A 19,694-nucleotide genomic window follows, 5' to 3' on the forward strand; every position below is an offset into this window, starting at 1 on the left:
GTTGATATTATATTTAAGAATTCTTCTTCAGAGCCTAAGATTAAAGCTTTCAATTGGCGAAAAGAAGTTGTACAATATGTATAAGGGTATGTCGGCCACCGTTTATGGTGTACTGGCATTATACTTGTAAATTATCAGGAGGTTTTCATTAATGGCTGAAAAAGAACATTATGAACGTACAAAACCCCACGTTAACATTGGTACTATTGGCCACGTTGACCACGGGAAGACTACTTTAACTGCTGCTATTACAAAGGTATTGGCAGCCAAAGGTTTAGCAAAGGCAGAAGATTACGCTGATATCGATGCTGCTCCAGAAGAAAAGGAACGTGGTATCACTATCAACACTGCCCACGTTGAATACGAAACTGAAAAGCGTCACTACGCACACATCGATGCCCCTGGACACGCTGACTACGTTAAGAACATGATCACTGGTGCTGCACAAATGGATGGTGCTATCCTTGTTGTTGCTGCTACTGATGGTCCTATGCCACAAACTCGTGAACACATTCTTCTTGCTCGTCAGGTTGGTGTTCAATACATCGTTGTCTTCTTAAACAAGACTGACTTAGTTGACGATGACGAATTAGTTGACTTAGTTGAAATGGAAGTTCGTGACTTACTTAGCGAATACGATTTCCCTGGTGATGATATTCCAGTTATTCGTGGTTCCGCTCTTAAGGCACTTGAAGGTGACCCAGAACAAGAAAAGGTTATCCTTCACTTAATGGATGTTATTGATGATTACATTCCAACTCCAAAGCGTCCTACTGACAAGCCATTCATGATGCCTGTCGAAGACGTATTTACTATCACTGGTCGTGGTACTGTTGCTTCCGGTCGTATCGATCGTGGTACTGTTAAGATCGGTGACGAAGTTGAAATCGTTGGTTTAACTGATGACGTTCTTAAGTCAACTGTTACTGGTTTGGAAATGTTCCACAAGACTCTTGACCTTGGTGAAGCTGGGGACAACGTTGGTGTACTTCTTCGTGGTATTTCACACGATCAAATCCAACGTGGTCAAGTTTTGGCTGAACCAGGTTCAATCCAAACTCACAAGAACTTCAAGGGTGAAGTTTATGTTATGACCAAGGAAGAAGGGGGTCGTCACACTCCATTCTTCTCAAACTACCGTCCACAATTCTACTTCCACACAACTGATGTTACTGGTACTATTGAATTACCAGATGGTGTAGAAATGGTTATGCCTGGTGATAACGTTACATTTACTGTTAACTTACAAAAGCCAGTTGCTCTTGAAAAGGGTCTTAAGTTCACTATTCGTGAAGGTGGACACACTGTTGGTGCCGGTGTTGTATCTGACATCTTAGACTAATTTTAAGTGCATGTGCGCTAAAAAGGCTTGGGTTTTCCCAAGTCTTTTTTCTTTAGGAAATTTATTTGAAAAATAACTAGTTGATCAGCTCGCAATAAGTTGCAATTACTGGTCTCCTACGGTAAACTAATATAGTATGTAAAGACTAATTATTTTTATTAATTGGTCAAATTGATTTGTTATTGGAGGAAATAAAATGTCAGCAAAATGGGAACGCGATAGCGATGCCAGCAAAGGTACATTGACATTTGAAATTGATGTCGACACTATTAACAAGGGAATTGACGAAGCATTCGTTGAAACTCGTAAAAAGATTACTGTTCCGGGATTCCGGAAGGGTCGTGTCCCACGTCAAATCTTTAACCAAATGTACGGTGAAGAATCATTATATCAAGATGCATTAAACAAGGTATTGCCTGATGCATATAACGAAGCTGTAAAAGAAACTAATATCCAACCTGTTGATCAACCTAAGATTGATATTAAGAGTATGGAAAAGGGTCAACCATGGGTATTAACTGCTGAAGTTGACGTTATGCCAGAAGTAAAATTAGGCGAATATAAGGGTATGGAAGTTCCAGCTCAAGACACTACTGTTACTGATGCTGACGTTGATGACGCACTTGAAACTAAGCGTCAACAACAAGCTGAACTTGTATTAAAAGAAGACAAGCCAGCTGAAAAGGGTGACACAGTTGTTATTGACTATACTGGTAGTGTAGATGGCAAGAAGTTTGATGGTGGTTCTGCAGAAAACTATTCTCTTGAATTGGGATCAGGATCATTCATTCCTGGCTTTGAAGATCAATTAATTGGTCACAATGCTGATGAAGATGTTAATGTAAATGTTACTTTCCCTGAAGATTACCATGAAAAGTCCCTTGCAGGTAAAGACGCATTATTCGAAGTTAAGATCCACGAAATCAAGGAAAAGCAATTACCAGAACTTGATGATGATTTTGCAAAGGATGTTGACGAAGACGTTGATACTTTAGCAGAATTGAAGGAAAAGACTAAGAAACAACTTCAAGAAGAAAAGGATAATCAAGCAAAGGCTGCCATTGAAGACGCTGCTATTAACAAGGCTGTTGCTAATGCTGAAATTGAAGATATTCCACAAGCAATGTTAGATGATGATACTAACCGTCAAATGCAACAATACTTAGCTGGTATGCAACAACAAGGAATTAGTCCTCAAATGTACTTCCAAATTACTGGTACAAAAGAAGAAGACTTGAAGAAGCAATTTGCTAATGATGCTGCACAACGTGTAAAAACTAACCTTGTATTAGAAGCAATTGTTGACGATGCTAAGTTAGATGCTACTGAAGACGAAATTGCTAAGGAAGTTTCTGATCTTGCTAAGCAATATGGAATGGAAGAAGATGCTGTGAAGAAGGCATTATCAAATGATATGTTGACTCATGACATCAAGATTCGGAAGGCAGTTGACTTGGTTGCTGATTCAGCAAAGCAAGTTAAGGACGATAAAAAGTCTGACAAATAAGTAATTAGCTTAATGATTACTAATCAAAATGTCCAATCACTTTGATTGGGCGTTTTTTTTGCCAAGGAGAGTTTAATTAGTCGAAATTAAACGGTAATTTTGTTATTATGTTTTAATAAGTCTTAGAGGAGGTCCATTTATGTTTGAAGATACCAGTGGTATGGATTCAGTTCACTGTTCATTTTGTGGAAAATCCCAGGATGAAGTGAAAAAAATTGTTGCTGGTCCTGGTGTTTATATTTGTAACGAATGTGTAGACCTTTGTAAACAAATTATTGATCAAGAACTAGCAGAAGATGAAGCAAAAAAGGCATTTCGTGTTCCAACGCCAGAAGAAATTGTTGCAGAGCTTGATGATTATGTAATTGGTCAAGGCGATGCAAAGAAAACATTAGCAGTTGCTGTCTATAATCACTATAAGCGTGTCAATGCTATGATGAGTGGCGATAATAATGATACTGAATTGCAGAAAAGTAACATTGCGGTGATTGGGCCAACAGGTTCAGGGAAAACATATCTTGCCCAATCATTAGCACGAATCCTTAATGTACCGTTTGCTATTGCAGATGCAACTACATTAACTGAAGCTGGTTATGTGGGTGAAGATGTTGAAAATATTATCCTAAAGTTGCTCCAGGCAGCCGATTTTGATGTTGAGCGAGCAGAAAAAGGAATAATCTACATTGACGAAATTGATAAAATCGCTAAGAAAAGTGAAAATGTATCAATTACCCGTGATGTTTCAGGTGAAGGGGTTCAGCAAGCTCTATTAAAGATTCTTGAAGGAACAATTGCTAATGTACCGCCTCAGGGGGGACGAAAACATCCACAGCAAGAGTTTATTCAAGTAGATACTAAAAATATTCTCTTTATTGTAGGTGGAGCCTTTGATGGGATCGAAACAATTGTCAAAGAACGTCTTGGAGATAAGACAATTGGATTTGGTACGGATTCCCGAGAAGCTGAAACTGTTACTGATAAGAATATATTGCAACATGTTATTCCTGAGGACCTACTTAAATTTGGATTAATTCCAGAATTTATTGGTCGATTACCAGTAATGACGGCTCTTGAGAAACTTGATGAAGATGACCTCGTTCGAATTCTTACAGAGCCTAAGAATGCCCTAGTTAAGCAATATAAAGAGTTAATCCGTCTTGATGGCAGTGAATTAACCTTTACTGATGGTGCATTGCGGGCAATGGCGCAGTTAGCAATAAAACGTAATACCGGTGCTCGTGGGTTGCGCTCGATTATTGAAGATGTTATGCGAGATGTAATGTTTGACTTACCAAGTCGCAAGGATGTTGAAAAAGTTATTATTGATAAACGGTGTGTAACTCAGCATACAGAACCTCGTTACGTTTTAAAAGACGAAAAAGCTTCTTAAAAGGTAGGAGATGAGGGATTGGCATGGAAGTTCACAATGTAGATTTGACAATTAGTGCGGTAAGTGATGAGCAGTATCCAAAAACTAATATTCCAGAAATTGCATTAGTTGGTCGTTCTAATGTTGGAAAATCATCATTAACCAATGTTTTAATTAATCGGCGGAATTTTGCTCATACATCAAGCCAGCCTGGTAAAACACAAACTTTAAATTTTTATAATGTTGAAGATAAAGTATATTTTGTTGACGTGCCAGGTTATGGGTATGCAAAGGTTTCAAAAAAGGAACGAGAGCGTTTTGGGCAAATGATTGAGCAGTATTTGACCCAGCGTGAGCAATTGCGTGGAGTTATCCAATTAGTGGATGCTCGACATGCACCAACTCCTGACGATGTTAATATGTATAATTGGCTACAATATTATAATATTCCGACATTGGTTGTTGGAACTAAAATTGATAAGGTAAAGCGGAGTGCGTGGAACCGTCAGCTAAGTCTTATCAAAAAGACCCTTGAAGTTGATAAGTCGACACCGATTATTTTATTCTCGGCGACAGAAAAAAAGGGTAAAGATGATGTTTGGCAATGGATTGAAGAGCGAATGGGGAAGAACTAAGTTGGATTTTAATGAATATCAAAATGCAGCAAAACGAACCTTATATGGAAACGAACAAGTACTGACGAATTGTGCATTAGGATTAGCAGGTGAGTCAGGACAAGTTGTTGATTTAGTAAAAAATTATACTTTTCGGGGACGTAAGTTAGATCGCAAAGAACTCATTCATGAAATGGGTGATGTTTTATGGTACTTATCCCAGATAGCAGAATGGGCAGATATTCCGTTTGAAGAAGTAGCTAAAGCAAACATTAACGAGTTAAATCGGCGATATCCAGCTGGTTTCAAAAAACAAGGTTAAATAATAAGCGGGGATATGAATTCATCACATCTCCGCTTATTTTTAATCTTTCTTATCTGCTTTGTCGGTATTCTTTTTCTTATCCTTATCCACTTTTTCTACTTTTGCTTTTGGCTTTTTCGGGTCAACTGCAAATTGATCAAATAATTTGTCGAGCTGCTCGTTTCTTCTAGTGACTAATCCCATTTGTAAAAGCTCCTTTTCTATATTTGACAAAATGCTAGCATAAATCTTAATAAATAACAATTATTTATAAACACTTCTTTTGCCAAGGTAATGCTTTTTCAGATATAATATAGTGTTAACAAATTTTTCGGAGGGATTCTACTATGGCCAGTGAACATTTAGAGCATAAACTAGCATTGTTACCTGACAAGCCAGGATGCTACCTGATGAAAAATATTAATGATCAGATAATTTATGTTGGTAAAGCTAAAAATTTAAAAAATCGAGTGCGCTCATATTTTAAGAGTAGTCATACTGGTAAAGTTGCTAAAATGGTATCAGAGGTTGCAGACTTTGAAACAATCGTAACTTCTACTAATAAGGAATCCTTTTTACTTGAAATAACGTTAATTCAAAAACATCAACCGTATTTTAATATTAAGTTAAAAAAAGGAACCGGCTATCCTTACATAAAGATAACCAATGAGCATGATCCGCAAATTAAAATTGTAAGTAAAATAAAAAAAGATGGCGGATACTACTTCGGTCCATACCCGAATGTTTATGCCGCTGAAGAGACAATGCATTTTATCCAAAAGGTTTACCCATTAAGGCGCTGTAATGGGTATCAGGGGCGTCCTTGCTTGTATTATCATATGGGTCAATGCTTGGGAGCTTGTTTTAAAAAGGTTCCGCAAAGCGAGTATGATCACCAAATAAAAAGAATTAAATCATTCCTAAATGGGAATACCACCACAGTGAAGCGACAATTAACCGACAAGATGCTCAAAGCAGCCGATAGCATGGAATTTGAGCGCGCCGCTGAAATTCGTGACCAGCTTCATTACATTGAGGTGACTGTTGAAAAACAAAAGATTATTTCAAATGATAAAACACCGCGTGACTTATTTAATTTCTATATGGATAAAGGATGGCTATCAATTCAGATTTTCTTTATCCGGCAAGCACGATTGATGAAACGGGAGAAAAAATTATTTCCAATTGTTGATACAGCAACAGAAGAAATGACCAGCTTTATTCTTCAATTTTATAATCGACGGAATAATATCTTGCCTCATGAAATATTGTTGCCTAAAGGGCTTCCTAATAAAGAAATTAGTGAGATCCTAGGGGTGCCGGTTAGGACACCAGTCCGTGGGGAGAAACGGGACCTGTTAGCGATGGCCCAGGAGAATGCACGGTTGTCGCTTGATGAAAAATTCCGCTTATTAGAAATGGATCAAAGTAAAACAACCGGTGCAATGAAGGAGATTACAGATGCACTTGGCCTTCCGGAAGGACACCGAATTGAAGCTTTTGATCATTCCCACATTCAAGGAGCTGATCCGGTAAGTGCGATGGTTGTATTTATTAATGGGGAGCCCGCGAAAAACTTTTATCGTAAGTATAAGTTAAAAACCGTAGTTAATCATGCTGATGAAGCGGCTAGTACAAGGGAAGTTATTCGTCGTCGTTATTCGAGGTTATTAAAAGAAAATAAGCCCATGCCTGATATGATTTTCATGGATGGCGGTGAGATTCAAATGGATGCAGTTAAGGATGTATTAGAAAATGAATTAGGGCTTGATATTCCAGTAGTAGGAATGGTGAAAAATGATAAGCACCAGACTGCTGATCTATTATTTGGTGATGATGATCATCATATTAACCTGAATCCGCGTAGTCAGGGCTTTTACTTAGTTCAACGGATTCAAGACGAGGTTCACCGATTTGCTATCACATTTCACCGCCGTGTTCATACAAAGCACTCTCTAAGTTCACGGTTAGATGAGATTAAAGGTGTCGGTCCACGAACACGGACAAAGTTACTAAAAAAGTACGGCTCAATTACTAAAATTGCCCAAGCGTCAGTTGATGAGATTCATTCATTAGGAATTAATCGTTCAACAGCACAATTAATCAAAGTATCACTTCAAAAAAATGCGGAAGTAGCAAAACGAAGTAGTCATGACTGATTTTGACACACATTAAATTTTTAAATATACTAAATATTAGACTAAAGAACGGAGACATTCATTATGAATATGTTTGTTGATCAAATAAAGATTGAAGTACATGCTGGTAAGGGTGGCGATGGAATGGTTGCGTTTCGTCGCGAAAAATATGTTCCAAACGGTGGTCCTGCTGGCGGTGATGGGGGCCGTGGCGGTAGCATTATCTTAAAAGTGGATGAAGGTTTAAGGACTTTAATGGACTTTCGCTACCACCGAATCTTTAAGGCAAAAAACGGTGGCAATGGAATGAGTAAACAAATGACGGGGCCAAGTGCTGAAGATACTGTTATTGCTGTACCCCAAGGAACAACCGTTAGGGACTTGGATACCGGTGAAATTGTTGGTGACCTAGTTGAGCAGGGCCAAGAACTCGTTGTTGCTAACGGTGGTCGTGGTGGCCGTGGAAACATCCATTTTGCTAGTGCTAAGAATCCGGCTCCAGAAATTGCAGAAAATGGTGAACCGGGAGAAGATCATTATTTAGAACTAGAACTAAAAATGCTAGCCGATGTTGGTTTAATTGGATTCCCGTCTGTTGGAAAATCAACATTATTATCAGTTGTAACTGGTGCTAAACCTAAGATTGCCGCATATGAATTTACAACGCTAACTCCTAATTTGGGGATGGTAATGCTACCGGATGGCCGTGATTTTGCAATGGCAGACATGCCTGGATTAATTGAGGGGGCATCCAAAGGTGTTGGACTTGGATTAAAGTTCCTGCGGCATATCGAACGGACCCGTGTTCTTCTTCATCTTGTTGATATGAGTAGTGAAGATCCGCACCAAGCGATTGAACGTTACCGGCAAATTAATAAAGAGCTTGCAAATTATGATCCAGAATTATTAAAACGTCCACAAATAGTAGTAGCTACTAAGATGGACTTACCTAATTCCGATGATAATTTAGCTACATTTAAAGCAGACTTAGCCACAGATAAGACTTTAGAAAGTCAACCTGAAATATTCCCAATTTCAGCGGTAACCCACCAAGGCGTTCAGCAATTAATGCAATTGACCGCTGACCTATTGGATAAGACACCATCATTTGATAGTGAAAGCCATGATAAAGAGCTTACTGCTGAATATCGTGCAGCTGCCCCTGAGAAGGCAGATAGCACGGCTGACTTTACTATCACTAAAGATGAAGATGGTACGTGGGTCCTTGGCGGTGAGAAGCTTATTCGGTTATTTAAGATGACTGACTTAACTCATGAAGAAAGTCAACTACGGTTTGCTCGTCAATTGCGGCACATGGGGGTTGATGATGCGTTAAGAGCTAAGGGTGTCCAAGATGGCGACCTTGTAAGAATCGAGAAATTTGTCTTTGAATTTATTCAGTAAAATTATATGTAACGAAGGTAGGAAAGTTATCAATGCAACTAGAATTTTTAGGAACAGGCGCCGGTTCACCAAGTAAGCAGCGTAATGTAGCAAGTGTTGCGTTGCGATTATTAGAAGAGCGGAATGCAATTTGGCTGTTTGATGTTGGTGAAGCTACGCAACATCAGATTCTGCACACAACTATTCGTCCACGTAAAATAGAAAAAGTTTTCATTACTCATTTACACGGCGATCATATTTTTGGACTACCAGGATTATTAAGTTCTCGTTCATTCCAAGGAGGGACTGAGCCATTAACGATTTATGGGCCAGTTGGCATAAAGCAATATGTCCAAACTTCTTTACAAGTAAGCGAATCGCGATTAAGCTATCCCTTGCACTTTGTTGAATTAACTGATGATGGCGAATTATTTAATGATCATGGTTTTAGAGTAATTGCTCGTAAATTGGATCATAAAATTGCCTGCTTTGGTTATCGGATTGAAGAAGCTGATCATCCTGGAGAACTACAAGTTGAAAAATTGCGAGAACAAAATGTGCCATCGGGGCCGATTTATGGTCAGCTGAAAGCAGGAAAAACAGTAACGCTTCCTGATGGCCGCACCTTAGATGGTCATGATTTTATTGGGAAACCGCAACCAGGGAGAATTGTTGCTATCTTAGGCGATACAAGACAAACACATAATGCTGTGTTATTAGCACAGAACGCTGATGTATTAGTACATGAGAGTACTTTTGCCAAAGATGAAACAAAAATGGCCCATAATTACTACCATTCAACTAGTAAACAAGCAGCTGAAATTGCTAAAAAAGCTGGCGTAAAAAAATTATTATTAAATCATATTTCGGCCCGCTATACAGGCAAGGCTGCTTACCAGTTAGCTTATCAAGTTCGAAATATTGTTCCTGATACTCGCGTTGTGAATGACTTTGATGTGATTGATATTCCATTCAAAAAATGAAAAGAGATGGCGAAAATGTTAAAAAGAGTAAAGATGTTACGCTTTTTACGAAATGAAGTAGTATTAATTACAGGTGGCTCAAGCGGAATTGGGAGAGAATTGGCTTTTGAAGCTGCCCGTCGTGGTGCGATAGTAGTAGTTGCTGCTCGTAATCTGGAAAAGTTACAAGAAGTAGCGAAAAAATGTTTGATATTATCTGGTCGACCGGCATTTGCCTACCAGCTTGATGTTACTGACCCTGATCAAATTGATGCTGTTCTTTCAAAGGTTCAGCATGAAGTAGGCGGAATTGATGTTTTAATTAATTCTGCTGGGTTAGGTGATTTTATTCCTGTCGTTAAAGAATCATACCAGTCGATGGAAAAAATGGTTCATACTAACTTATTAGCGTTAATGTATATTAGCCGCTGTGTCGCTAAGCAAATGATGGACCAAGGGTATGGTGCAATTATTAATATGGGTTCATTAGCCGGAAAACTTCCAACGCCAAATAGTGCTGTTTATTCGGCAACTAAGGCGGGAGTAATTCAATTTGATAATGTTTTGCGAATGGAAGTAGCGGATTATGGGGTTCAAGTATTAACAGTAAATCCGGGACCAATTGATACACCGTTCTTTGATAAAGCTGATAATGACTACACTTATCGCGCTCATTTGCCAAAATGGATGTTTATTTCCCCAGAAGATTTAGCGCGTCGAATTTGGAATAATGTAGGGTATAAAACACGAGAAATCAATGTTCCAGGATACGTGGCATATCTTGGCTGGGCTTACCAAGTTATCCCTGGTTTAGGCGATTGGGCTATTAAAAAGTTTTTTGACTTCCAACAAGATAAGAAAAATTTGTAACCTTGATGATGGTTGTCCAGATAATTGAAATAATAAAGTAAAAAACAAAGAGACTGAGATTTCCCAGCCTCTTGTTTAGTTTGGTGTTGAAATGGTGGTTTAATTTAAATGATTGATGCAAAGTTTAAGTGGCAGATTGCAGACAATAATTCATCAGATACTATCAATGTTTTAACAAAGGAATTAGGGATTTCTAAAATATTAGCAACGTTATTGGTTCAGCGTGGGATTAATAATGTCGAACAAGCAAAAAAATATTTTAAACCAACAATGGATGAAATCCATGATCCGCATCAGCTACATGATATGGATAAGGCTGTTGAACGAATCGAAAAGGCAATTGAAAACCAGGAACAAATTACGGTCTACGGTGATTATGATGCAGATGGGATTACAAGTACGGCCTTAATGTATGAAACATTGGTATCGATTGGGGCTAACGTAAATTATTATGTTCCTAATCGTTTTACTGATGGTTATGGTCCCAATGCCCAAGCTTACCAACGACTGATTAATGATGGAACGCAGCTTTTTATTACCGTAGATAATGGTGTGAGCGGGAAAGATGTTATCGATGAAGTAATGAAAAAAGGTGTTGATGTTATCGTCACCGATCACCATGAGCTGCCTGCTGAATTACCTAATGCAGTAGCAATTGTTCATCCGCGTTATCCCGGCAGTGATTATCCTTTTCCAGACTTGTCTGGCGTAGGAGTCGCATTTAAAGTAGCCTGGGCATTAACTGATGAATTTCCGGTTGAACAGCTTGATTTGGTTGCTATTGGCGAAATTGCAGATGTAGTTAATGTTACGGGTGAAAATCATGCATTAATTACTTATGGTATTCAACAATTACGTCAGGGAATGCGGCCGGGATTGGCAGCTTTAATGAAGCTTGCAGGCATTAACCCGGCTAATCTTACTGACCAGGATATTGGTTTTGGAATTGCACCACGGTTAAATGCCCTTGGGCGAATAGCAGATGCTAATGATGGCGTTAAATTATTAACGAGTTTAGATGAGGATGAATCTCAGCAACTAGCTAAGGAAGTTGATCAAGCTAATAAAGAACGTCAACAGTTGGTTGCTAAGATTATGGTAGAGGCTGATAAACAGGCGAGCAGCGTTGAGAACCAAAATAAAAAGATCTTATTAATTATTGGTAAAGACTGGCATCAAGGGGTCTTGGGCATTGTAGCAAGCCGGATTATGAATAAAACCGGCAAGCCCACAATTATCGCTTCAATGGATAAACAAAATCCAAGTGTAGTAAAGGGGTCTGGGAGAAGTCCTGAAGCTTTTAACTTATTTAAGGCATTAGAAGCTCATCGGGAACTATTTACAACATTTGGCGGTCATCCTGCAGCATGTGGACTATCATTCACTGAAGACAACATTAGTGCTTTAGAAAGTGCCTTAGAGGATGAAGCAGAGCAACAGAGGTTTGATCAAACTGTAAAACAGGTTTTACCAATTGCTATGTCAATCAATCCGGATGATATTAATCTGCAATTATATAATGACATTCAACGTGTTGCTCCATTTGGTCCGGGAAATATAGAACCTATTTTTAGGCTAAATGGTGTTCAAATTGCTGACGTAAAAACAATGGGGCAGGATGGTCAGCATTTAAGGTTTTCGATAATTGCTGAAACAGGTAAAATTACTGTCGTGGCATTCGGCCAGGGAGACTTAGCACCGCTTTTAAATTCGCCGACTGGGGAAACTAATTTGGCAGTAAAGATTAGTTTGAATGAATGGCGAGGAAAGCAAAGCATTCAACTAATGCTAGAAGATTTACAGATTAATGGAACGGTAATTGTTGATGAGCGTACAAACAAACTTACACCGCAATTGTTTACGGCCCATGATTATTATATTGTTCAGGAATCTAAACTACGTGAAAACATTGCACCTCATGTTACGCCAGGACATGCACTATCGGTCGAGGAAGCCCGGCAAATAGACTTTGCAGGTAAAAGGGTTGCCTTAGTTGATTGTCCGGTTAGCGAAGAAACATTAAAAGAGATTTTTGAAGCAGATAAAGGAGAACCAGCAGTTATTCGGTTATTACTCTACCAACGCCAAAGTGCATATTTGGCTGGACTCCCGTCACGGACAGATTTTGCCCAGCTTTATCGATTTATTTATAAACAGAAACAATTGAATTGGTCTGCTCAGTTACAAGCAATTAGTCGTTATTTAAAAATTAATATTGATCGATTAAATTTTATGATTCAAGTGTTTTCTGAGGCTGGATTTGTTACAATAAAGAGTGATGTGTTGAGCTTTAATAATTTAGTTGATAAAACTGATTTAACACAAACAAAACGGTATAAAAAACAATTAGCACAGTACAAAATTGAACAGCAGTTATTGTTTAATGACACAGCAACTGTTGCCAAATGGTTATTACAATATCTTAATTTAGATTGAAGGAGACTATTTATCTCATGGCTTTAGACCTTTACAAATATGTAGCTAGTGTTCCGGATTATCCAGAAAAAGGCGTTATTTTCCGCGACATCCTGCCATTGATGGCTGATGGGGCTGCTTTTAAGCAAGCAACCGACGAATTAGTTAATTATGCTAAAGATAAAAAAGTTGATATGGTAGTAGGACCAGAAGCGCGTGGTTTTATCGTTGGGTGCCCTATTGCTCGTGAGTTGGGAGTAGGCTTTGCGCCAGCACGAAAAAAAGGGAAACTGCCTCGTAAAGCAATTAGTGCAACTTATAGTTTGGAATACGGAACTGCTACTCTTCAAATGGAAGCTGACGCGATTAAACCTGGACAACGTGTTTTAGTTGTAGACGATCTTTTAGCTACTGGTGGAACGATCTCGGCAACTATTGATATGGTTGAACAAATGGGTGGCATTGTAGTTGGCTGCGCATTTTTAATCGAATTAAAAGATCTTCATGGTCGTGATAAGATTAAAGATTACGATATGAAAGCATTGATGGAATTTTAATCAGGAGGAGGGGCTGGAAAACTGGCCTTTTTTCTTTTTAAATTTTTAGTTGTATCAGTAAGGACAATGCGAGACAATATCAATATGTAAATAAAAAGGAGTAAGTTAATTTATGATTTTTCTAGTAATAATGGGTGCACTGTTTTTAATTCTTGGTGGGTTTTACCTTGCTAACTCATGGCAACAATACCGTGAATGGAAGAGTGGAACCATTATTGTCGTTTTAAGTATTATTGCGATCGTTTATGGTGCGATCAACCTACCTTATTTCCACCACAATAATTCTACGGCAACTAATCAAAGTAGTTCATCTTCTCGTGTCGCACAATCAAATAGTTTTTCTTCTTTCTCTAATGGCTTTGCTCTTGGCAACTCAAGTGCTAATGAAGCACAACAAGAAAATAAAACGATGGCTGTTTTGCGGCAAATGCAAAAGGGATATTCAAAACTTGGGACTGTTGACTATAATGAAGATAGCAAAACATTCCAAATTACCCCGACAGATGATAATACAGTTGAGGCATTGAAGGCATTAGCACAGGATCCTAGCCAAGCTGAACAAATGGGATGGTCAAACTTAACCAAATCAATTAAAAGCAATTCAGGACAAGTTTCAAAAGCATTAGGGGATGGTTATTCGATAAGCATTATGAACCCCGGTGATTCAAGTAAGGCGCTCTATACTGCTAAAGATGGAAAAACAACCTATGATATTGCGGATCAAAACTAATTTAACGACAGCTAACCAATACAAGTTAGCTGCCTTTTTATTATCAGTGTAAATCCAACATAATAACATGACGATTTAGGTTTTGATAACTGCTTTGCTAAATAGATTAAAAGTAGTGTTATATAATGCAAATTTAAAAATAAAAAAAGCTGATATATCAATATTTTAACAACTATTGAATATCAGCAATTCTTTTCAAAAAGGAGACAAGGGGATTTGAACCCCTGCACGCTTTTACACGCCTAACGGTTTTCGAAACCGTCCTCTTCAGCCACTTGAGTATGTCTCCATATCTATTAACTTTATTATTGTAACAAAAAAATAATAAAGCGTAAAGGAATTCTTAGATAGTAGTGAAAATAGGAAGGTTAGTTTTGCAGAAACAATTTTGAACTGATATGATATCTTAATGTATGATATAACGTTTTAAAAGTTTAATAGGGGATTTTTATGGTAAAGAAATATTATGCAGTCAAAAAAGGACGGCAACCGGGAATTTATCAAAGCTGGGCAGAATGTCAAAGACAGGTTAACGGGTATCCTAATGCTAAATTTAAAGGATTCGCAACGCTTACAGATGCTCAGCAATGGTTAAATGCACAAGAGAAAACTGTGATGCCAATTCAAAAAAGTATAAATGCTTCTGATGCTATCTACATTTATACTGATGGTGGTTCACGCAACCATGGAAATAAATTAGGTCAACACGTTAAAAGTGATGATAAGGCAGCTTGGGCATACTTAATTCAGACTAACGATAAAAATTATACAGGTACTGATGGTGAGCTGGGCGCAACAAATAATAAGATGGAAATAACAGCGTTGGTTCATGCGTTAAAGAAGTTAATAACACTTAATTTACAAAACAAAAAAATTATTGCAATTTTAGATTCACACTATGTTCTTGACCCGATTGTTCAAGGGTGGTTAACTAACTGGCAGCGTTGTGGATGGGTAACCACTAGTGGTAAGCCAGTGGCAAACCAAATGCTGTGGAAAGAGATAGCTCACCTTCTGCCTCAATTTACTGATCTACATTTTGATTGGACTAAGGGACATTCGACTAATGCTGGAAATAATCAGGTTGATGAATTATTAAATCAAACAATGGATAAGTTATAATATTAAATAAATAATCTTAGTAAAAGGATGAGAGAAATGAGAATTGGTATTGATAGAATGGCATTTGCAACGACAAATGAATATGTAGACCTTGTTGAATTAGCAAAGGAGAGGGGTGTAGATCCTAATAAATTTACGATTGGGATTGGCCAAGATCAGCAAGCCGTTGTGCCACCAACGCAGGATATTATTACTTTAGGTGCGGCAGCTGCGCAGAAATTACTAACCCCTGACTTGGCTAAAAATATCTCAACGGTAATTGTTGCTACAGAATCCGGAATTGATAATTCTAAAGCAAGTGCTATTTATATTAAGCAATTACTGGGGCTTAATGATTTCACGCGAACAGTAGAAATGAAAGAAGCATGTTATTCGGCAACGGCCGGCATACAATTTGCCAAGGGATTAGTAGCACTCAATCCTCAAGAAACCGTTCTTGTGATCGCAGCTGATATTGCGCGCTATGGGTTAAATACTCCTGGGGAAGTTACACAAGGCGCTGGGGCAGTAGCAATGTTAATTTCTTCTAATCCTCACCTTTTATCGCTAGAGGATACAACCGTCGCTTATAGTCAGGATATTATGGATTTCTGGCGGCCCCTGTATGCAACAGAAGCATTAGTTGATGGAAAATACTCAACAAATGTTTATATCGATTTCTTCTTGCAGACATTTAACCGTTACCAGCAATTAACTGGACGCGGACTTGAAGATTTTGCAGCACTTACGTTTCATATGCCGTTTACTAAAATGGGTAAAAAGGGTCTTGAAGGGTTGCTGGGTGACCGAAATGATGAAACAGCAAATCATTTACGAGACGAATTAACAGCTAGCCAACTTTTTTCGCGGAAAGTTGGTAACCTGTATACAGGATCCTTATATTTATCGCTGATGTCGCTTCTTCAAAATAGTAAAGATCTAACAGCAGGTAGCCGGATCGGACTGTTCAGTTATGGTTCTGGTGCCGAAGGGGAATTTTACACTGGAATTTTAGAAGAGGGGTATCAGAAATATATGAATGATGTTGCACAAGAATTAGCAAATCGTCAGCAAGTGTCGGTAGCCCAGTATGAAAAAATGTTTAACAGCCAATTAGGAATGAATGATAAAGATATTGAATTTGATGACGCCAATGATCATTCACCTTTTATCTTGAAAGGGCAGAAAAATCATCAGCGTATTTATCAAATCAAATAATATTTTAAACGTAAAAAGCAACTGGAACTTTATGTTATCTCCAGTTGCTTTTTTATAAGTATCTCTAAAAGATATGGTCACGGAATAAGCCGACGACTTTGCCTAAGATCTTAACATTATCTAAGAAGATAGGTTCCATAGTGTCGTTTTCTGGCTGTAGACGAAACCGATCTTTTTCCTTGTAAAATCGTTTGCAGGTTGCTTCATTGTCATCGTTCATTGCAATAACAATCTCGCCATTTTTGGCTGTAGCCTGTTTACGGACAATAACTTGATCACCGTTAAAGATTCCGGCTTTGATCATACTAGTACCGCGAATAGTAAGCATGAAAAGGTCATTGTTATCTTGAATGGTAGGAGGTATCGGAAAAAATTCAGTAGCATTTTCAACTGCCAAAATCGGTTGACCAGCTGTAACTACACCTAGCATTGGAATTTCCTTTTGGGTAGGCTTTACTCCCAAAATATCAAGACCCTTTGGAGTGATTTCTAAGGCTCGTGGTTTAGAAGGGTCTTTTTGCAAGAAACCTTGTTCAATTAAGCGGGAAATATGTCCGTGAACAGTGGATGTAGAAGATAATCCGACAGCACTACAAATCTCGCGGACAGTCGGTGGATATCCGTGATCTTCAACTTGTTTATGGATATAATTTAGTACGGCCATTTGTTTATTTTTCGCTGCCTTTGCCATATTGACACCTCATTATCATTAATTGTGTTAAGCTTATCATAGATGAACGCATATTTCAAACGTACGTTCGTGATTTGCATTATTTTTATAAAATAAGTAAAATCAGTCTTGCTAAGGAGATGATATGATGGCTGAATCTAAAGAACAAGAGGAGCTTTTAAAGCGAATCAATGAGCTTGCTCATAAAAATAAAGAAGAAGGTCTAACCGAAGAAGAAACAAAAGAACGAGAACGTTTGCGAAAGGAATATTTGAAGAATTTCCGAGAAGCAATGCGTAGCAACATTGAAATGATGCGGATCTTTGATAAAGAGGGTAAAGAAGTAACGCCAGAAAAAGTTCGTGAAATTCAACGTAAAAAAGGGCTTCGTGATGATTAAAGACAATTTAGCCTTTTCAAAAATTACTCTTTCGTGTAAGATGGATAGGTAACGAGCAAAGGAGGAAGTAATTGTGGGTATGACGATCATGCTAATGATTCTTGCACTATTAGTCGGTTTAGTTATCGGCTTCTTTGGTGCACGTAAATACATGGAAAACTACCTCCGCAATAATCCACCGATTTCGGAAGAGATGCTGCGGACAATGATGCTTCAAATGGGGCAAAAACCATCAAGTCGTAAATTACATCAAATGATGCAAGCGATGAAAGCACAAGCAAAAAAATCAAATCGTAAATAATATAAAAGGATGTGATTTTTATCACATCCTTTTATTTAGCAAATTAAAATTCATCGTCTTTAGGTTTAGGCGGAACAATATATTTGTATTCGGGATTAATCTGTTTATCGAGCTTGTCAAAGGCGTCTTGCATTTGTTTTTCCAAATCAGCCTGTACCTCAGGAGTAAGTCGCTGCTTACGGTCAATGTAAATTGGGTCGCCAAATGCAATGTGACGTGGCTTGCGAGTAAACAATTGGCTAAACTTTAATGGCCCTTGGTAAACGGCGGGAACTAAAGGAACATTAGCCATTTTTGCAATAACAGTCGCGCCTCCTTTTAGTTTCGATGAATAACGTGATCCGCTCGGGAAAATAATTGTCGATAGATCTGTTTTCCTTAAAATAGTAACTGGTTTTTTGATTGCAGAAGGGCCAGGATTCTTTCGATCAACCGGATAAGCATTAAGCGCTTTTAAGAACCGACTAGCAAGCGGATTTTTAAAGAGCTCTTTTTTAGCCATAAAACTGAATTTTTTAGGCCAAACAGCAAGAGCTAGAAGTACAGGATCCATCCATGTACGGTGAGGAGCAATAATAATATAATTGCCATCTGGAATTTTTTCCCGATTATATATTTGGGGCCGACCGTTAATCAGTGTTAAAAATGGATTAACGATTTTTACAAGGAAAGTATAGAGCATGTTAATCTTCCAATCTATAACAAAATAAAGTTTTCGTTCATCAGTATGACGAAAAAAAGTTAATCTTGCAAGTATAAAAATAATGGAGAAAAGAATGGAAAATAAAAGAATCTTAAAAAAAGATGAAAGAATTGATCAATTATATAGTCAAGATGTACGAATAATACAAAACCCTCATTATTTTGCTTTTTCACTGGATGCAGTATTATTAGCTGATTTTGTTCGCGTGAATCATCGGCAAAAAATAAAAATTGTTGATCTATGTGCTGGCAATGGTGCAATTGGTCTTTTCCTTCATGATAAATTAGGGGGAACCTTTACGGAAGTGGAATTGCAACCCCAAATTGCTGATATGGCAAGCCGGTCAATCGCATTAAATAACTTACAAGATCGTTACACAGTTGTTAATGATGACATTGCTAATATTAATGAATACGTTCCAAAAGATTCAGTTGATATTGTTCTCTGCAACCCTCCCTATTTTCCGGTTACAGCTCAAAGTCAAAAAAATCCTAATAAAGCGTTGGCAATTGCGCGTCATGAAATAGCTACTAATTTAACAACGGTTATTCAAAAGATGAGCGGGTTATTAAAGATGAACGGACATGGCTATCTTGTTCACCGTCCGGATCGTTTAGGCGAAATTCTTCAAGTTTGTCAGAAAAATCGATTGGCGCCTAAAAGAGTACAATTTATTTATCCTAAACCGGATCGAGATGCTAATATTTTATTACTTGAGCTGATTAAAGATGGGAAGCCGGGAGGAATGAAAATTGTCCCGCCGTTGATCGTTCATGGAAGTGATGGTAGTTATACTACTGCAGTTCAGGAGCTATTATATGGCAAGTGAGAATTACTATATTTACGTCCTTTACTGTGCTGATAATACCCTTTACTGCGGATTTACTAATAATGTTGAACGCCGTGTTCATGCACACCAAGTTTATCAGGGAGCAAAGTATACGCGTGTTAAGAAACGGCATCCGCTAAAACTTATTTATTCAGAGGAATTCACATCAAAACATGATGCTTTAAGTGCTGAATACCATTTCAAGCATCAAACGCGACGCCAAAAAGAAAATTACCTAAAAGAACATGGCGTTGATTTATTAAATTTACGGAGGAATTGAT

The 19,694-nt window shown here is 38.0% G+C and carries 21 protein-coding genes and 1 tRNA gene; 18 read left to right on the forward strand and 4 right to left on the reverse strand.

What is annotated here, in order from left to right; translation table 11 throughout:
* Positions 1-151 precede the first annotated feature (151 nt).
* The 5 genes from tuf (at position 152) to H5S41_RS05850 (ending at position 5,154) form a co-directional block, all read left to right on the forward strand.
* Positions 152-1,342: an elongation factor Tu gene (gene tuf, locus H5S41_RS05830; RefSeq protein WP_153710580.1), complete on the forward strand. Its 1,191-nt coding sequence runs from the start codon at positions 152-154 to the stop codon at positions 1,340-1,342.
* A gap of 196 nt (positions 1,343-1,538) precedes the next feature.
* The gene (gene tig / locus H5S41_RS05835) at positions 1,539-2,849 is read left to right on the forward strand and encodes a trigger factor (protein ID WP_153710579.1); all 1,311 of its coding nucleotides are present in this window, start codon (positions 1,539-1,541) and stop codon (positions 2,847-2,849) included.
* Positions 2,850-2,988: 139 nt separating this feature from the next.
* A complete protein-coding gene (gene clpX / locus H5S41_RS05840; protein WP_182597916.1) occupies positions 2,989-4,239 on the forward strand; it encodes an ATP-dependent Clp protease ATP-binding subunit ClpX in 1,251 nt (416 codons plus the stop codon).
* A 23-nt stretch (positions 4,240-4,262) separates the two neighbouring features.
* Positions 4,263-4,853 (forward strand): ribosome biogenesis GTP-binding protein YihA/YsxC, encoded by a 591-nt coding sequence (gene yihA, locus H5S41_RS05845; RefSeq protein ID WP_182597915.1) that lies wholly within the window; start codon positions 4,263-4,265, stop codon positions 4,851-4,853.
* A 1-nt stretch (position 4,854) separates the two neighbouring features.
* Complete coding sequence (locus H5S41_RS05850) at positions 4,855-5,154, forward strand: nucleoside triphosphate pyrophosphohydrolase family protein (protein ID WP_182597914.1); 300 nt, start codon at positions 4,855-4,857, stop codon at positions 5,152-5,154.
* A 42-nt stretch (positions 5,155-5,196) separates the two neighbouring features.
* Here the strand turns inward: H5S41_RS05850 and H5S41_RS05855 are convergent, their stop codons facing one another.
* Positions 5,197-5,340, reverse strand: coding sequence for an SPJ_0845 family protein (locus H5S41_RS05855; protein ID WP_163705215.1), 144 nt, complete (start codon positions 5,338-5,340; stop codon positions 5,197-5,199).
* 143 nt (positions 5,341-5,483) lie between these two features.
* Between H5S41_RS05855 and uvrC the strand changes: the two genes are divergently transcribed.
* The 7 genes from uvrC (at position 5,484) to H5S41_RS05890 (ending at position 14,191) form a co-directional block, all read left to right on the forward strand.
* Positions 5,484-7,295 carry an excinuclease ABC subunit UvrC gene (uvrC, locus tag H5S41_RS05860; RefSeq protein WP_182602678.1) on the forward strand — a complete coding sequence of 604 codons (1,812 nt, stop codon included), beginning with the start codon at positions 5,484-5,486 and terminating at the stop codon, positions 7,293-7,295.
* Between the two features lie 63 nt (positions 7,296-7,358).
* Complete coding sequence (gene obgE / locus H5S41_RS05865) at positions 7,359-8,678, forward strand: GTPase ObgE (protein WP_182602679.1); 1,320 nt, start codon at positions 7,359-7,361, stop codon at positions 8,676-8,678.
* A gap of 32 nt (positions 8,679-8,710) precedes the next feature.
* Positions 8,711-9,640, forward strand: coding sequence for a ribonuclease Z (gene rnz, locus H5S41_RS05870; RefSeq protein ID WP_182602680.1), 930 nt, complete (start codon positions 8,711-8,713; stop codon positions 9,638-9,640).
* A 15-nt stretch (positions 9,641-9,655) separates the two neighbouring features.
* Positions 9,656-10,489 (forward strand): SDR family NAD(P)-dependent oxidoreductase, encoded by an 834-nt coding sequence (locus H5S41_RS05875; RefSeq protein WP_182602681.1) that lies wholly within the window; start codon positions 9,656-9,658, stop codon positions 10,487-10,489.
* Between the two features lie 108 nt (positions 10,490-10,597).
* Positions 10,598-12,925, forward strand: a complete 2,328-nt coding sequence (gene recJ / locus H5S41_RS05880) for a single-stranded-DNA-specific exonuclease RecJ (RefSeq protein WP_182602682.1) — start codon at positions 10,598-10,600, stop codon at positions 12,923-12,925.
* A 17-nt stretch (positions 12,926-12,942) separates the two neighbouring features.
* The gene (locus H5S41_RS05885; protein WP_182602683.1) at positions 12,943-13,461 is read left to right on the forward strand and encodes an adenine phosphoribosyltransferase; all 519 of its coding nucleotides are present in this window, start codon (positions 12,943-12,945) and stop codon (positions 13,459-13,461) included.
* 112 nt (positions 13,462-13,573) lie between these two features.
* Entirely contained in the window at positions 13,574-14,191 is a 618-nt protein-coding gene (locus H5S41_RS05890) for a DUF308 domain-containing protein (protein WP_182602684.1), read from the forward strand.
* A 201-nt stretch (positions 14,192-14,392) separates the two neighbouring features.
* On the opposite strand, the gene H5S41_RS05895 is transcribed toward H5S41_RS05890, so the two are convergent.
* Positions 14,393-14,480: transfer RNA gene (locus H5S41_RS05895), tRNA-Ser, on the reverse strand.
* Between the two features lie 161 nt (positions 14,481-14,641).
* Here H5S41_RS05895 and H5S41_RS05900 point away from each other — a divergent pair.
* Together H5S41_RS05900 and H5S41_RS05905 are read left to right on the forward strand one after the other, a co-directional pair.
* Positions 14,642-15,313 carry a ribonuclease H family protein gene (locus H5S41_RS05900; protein ID WP_182602685.1) on the forward strand — a complete coding sequence of 224 codons (672 nt, stop codon included), beginning with the start codon at positions 14,642-14,644 and terminating at the stop codon, positions 15,311-15,313.
* A 36-nt stretch (positions 15,314-15,349) separates the two neighbouring features.
* Positions 15,350-16,510 carry a hydroxymethylglutaryl-CoA synthase gene (locus tag H5S41_RS05905; RefSeq protein WP_182602686.1) on the forward strand — a complete coding sequence of 387 codons (1,161 nt, stop codon included), beginning with the start codon at positions 15,350-15,352 and terminating at the stop codon, positions 16,508-16,510.
* A 64-nt stretch (positions 16,511-16,574) separates the two neighbouring features.
* Here H5S41_RS05905 and lexA read toward each other — a convergent pair whose 3' ends face one another.
* Complete coding sequence (gene lexA / locus H5S41_RS05910; protein ID WP_153709779.1) at positions 16,575-17,201, reverse strand: transcriptional repressor LexA; 627 nt, start codon at positions 17,199-17,201, stop codon at positions 16,575-16,577.
* A 127-nt stretch (positions 17,202-17,328) separates the two neighbouring features.
* Here lexA and H5S41_RS05915 point away from each other — a divergent pair, with 127 nt between their 5' ends.
* Complete coding sequence (locus tag H5S41_RS05915; RefSeq protein ID WP_153709778.1) at positions 17,329-17,580, forward strand: DUF896 domain-containing protein; 252 nt, start codon at positions 17,329-17,331, stop codon at positions 17,578-17,580.
* 73 nt (positions 17,581-17,653) lie between these two features.
* Entirely contained in the window at positions 17,654-17,881 is a 228-nt protein-coding gene (locus H5S41_RS05920) for a YneF family protein (protein WP_003666855.1), read from the forward strand.
* A gap of 43 nt (positions 17,882-17,924) precedes the next feature.
* Here the strand turns inward: H5S41_RS05920 and H5S41_RS05925 are convergent, their stop codons facing one another.
* Positions 17,925-18,563 (reverse strand): lysophospholipid acyltransferase family protein, encoded by a 639-nt coding sequence (locus tag H5S41_RS05925; RefSeq protein WP_182602687.1) that lies wholly within the window; start codon positions 18,561-18,563, stop codon positions 17,925-17,927.
* Between the two features lie 94 nt (positions 18,564-18,657).
* On the opposite strand from H5S41_RS05925, the gene H5S41_RS05930 reads away from it, so the two are divergent.
* Both H5S41_RS05930 and H5S41_RS05935 read left to right on the forward strand, forming a co-directional pair.
* Positions 18,658-19,413, forward strand: a complete 756-nt coding sequence (locus H5S41_RS05930) for a tRNA1(Val) (adenine(37)-N6)-methyltransferase (RefSeq protein WP_182602688.1) — start codon at positions 18,658-18,660, stop codon at positions 19,411-19,413.
* Entirely contained in the window at positions 19,403-19,693 is a 291-nt protein-coding gene (locus tag H5S41_RS05935; RefSeq protein ID WP_182597903.1) for a GIY-YIG nuclease family protein, read from the forward strand. The genes H5S41_RS05930 and H5S41_RS05935 overlap by 11 nt, the downstream gene beginning before the upstream one ends.
* Position 19,694 lies beyond the last annotated feature (1 nt).

This window comes from Limosilactobacillus albertensis (genome assembly GCF_014145555.1).
GTDB classification, from domain to species: Bacteria; Bacillota; Bacilli; order Lactobacillales; family Lactobacillaceae; genus Limosilactobacillus; species Limosilactobacillus albertensis.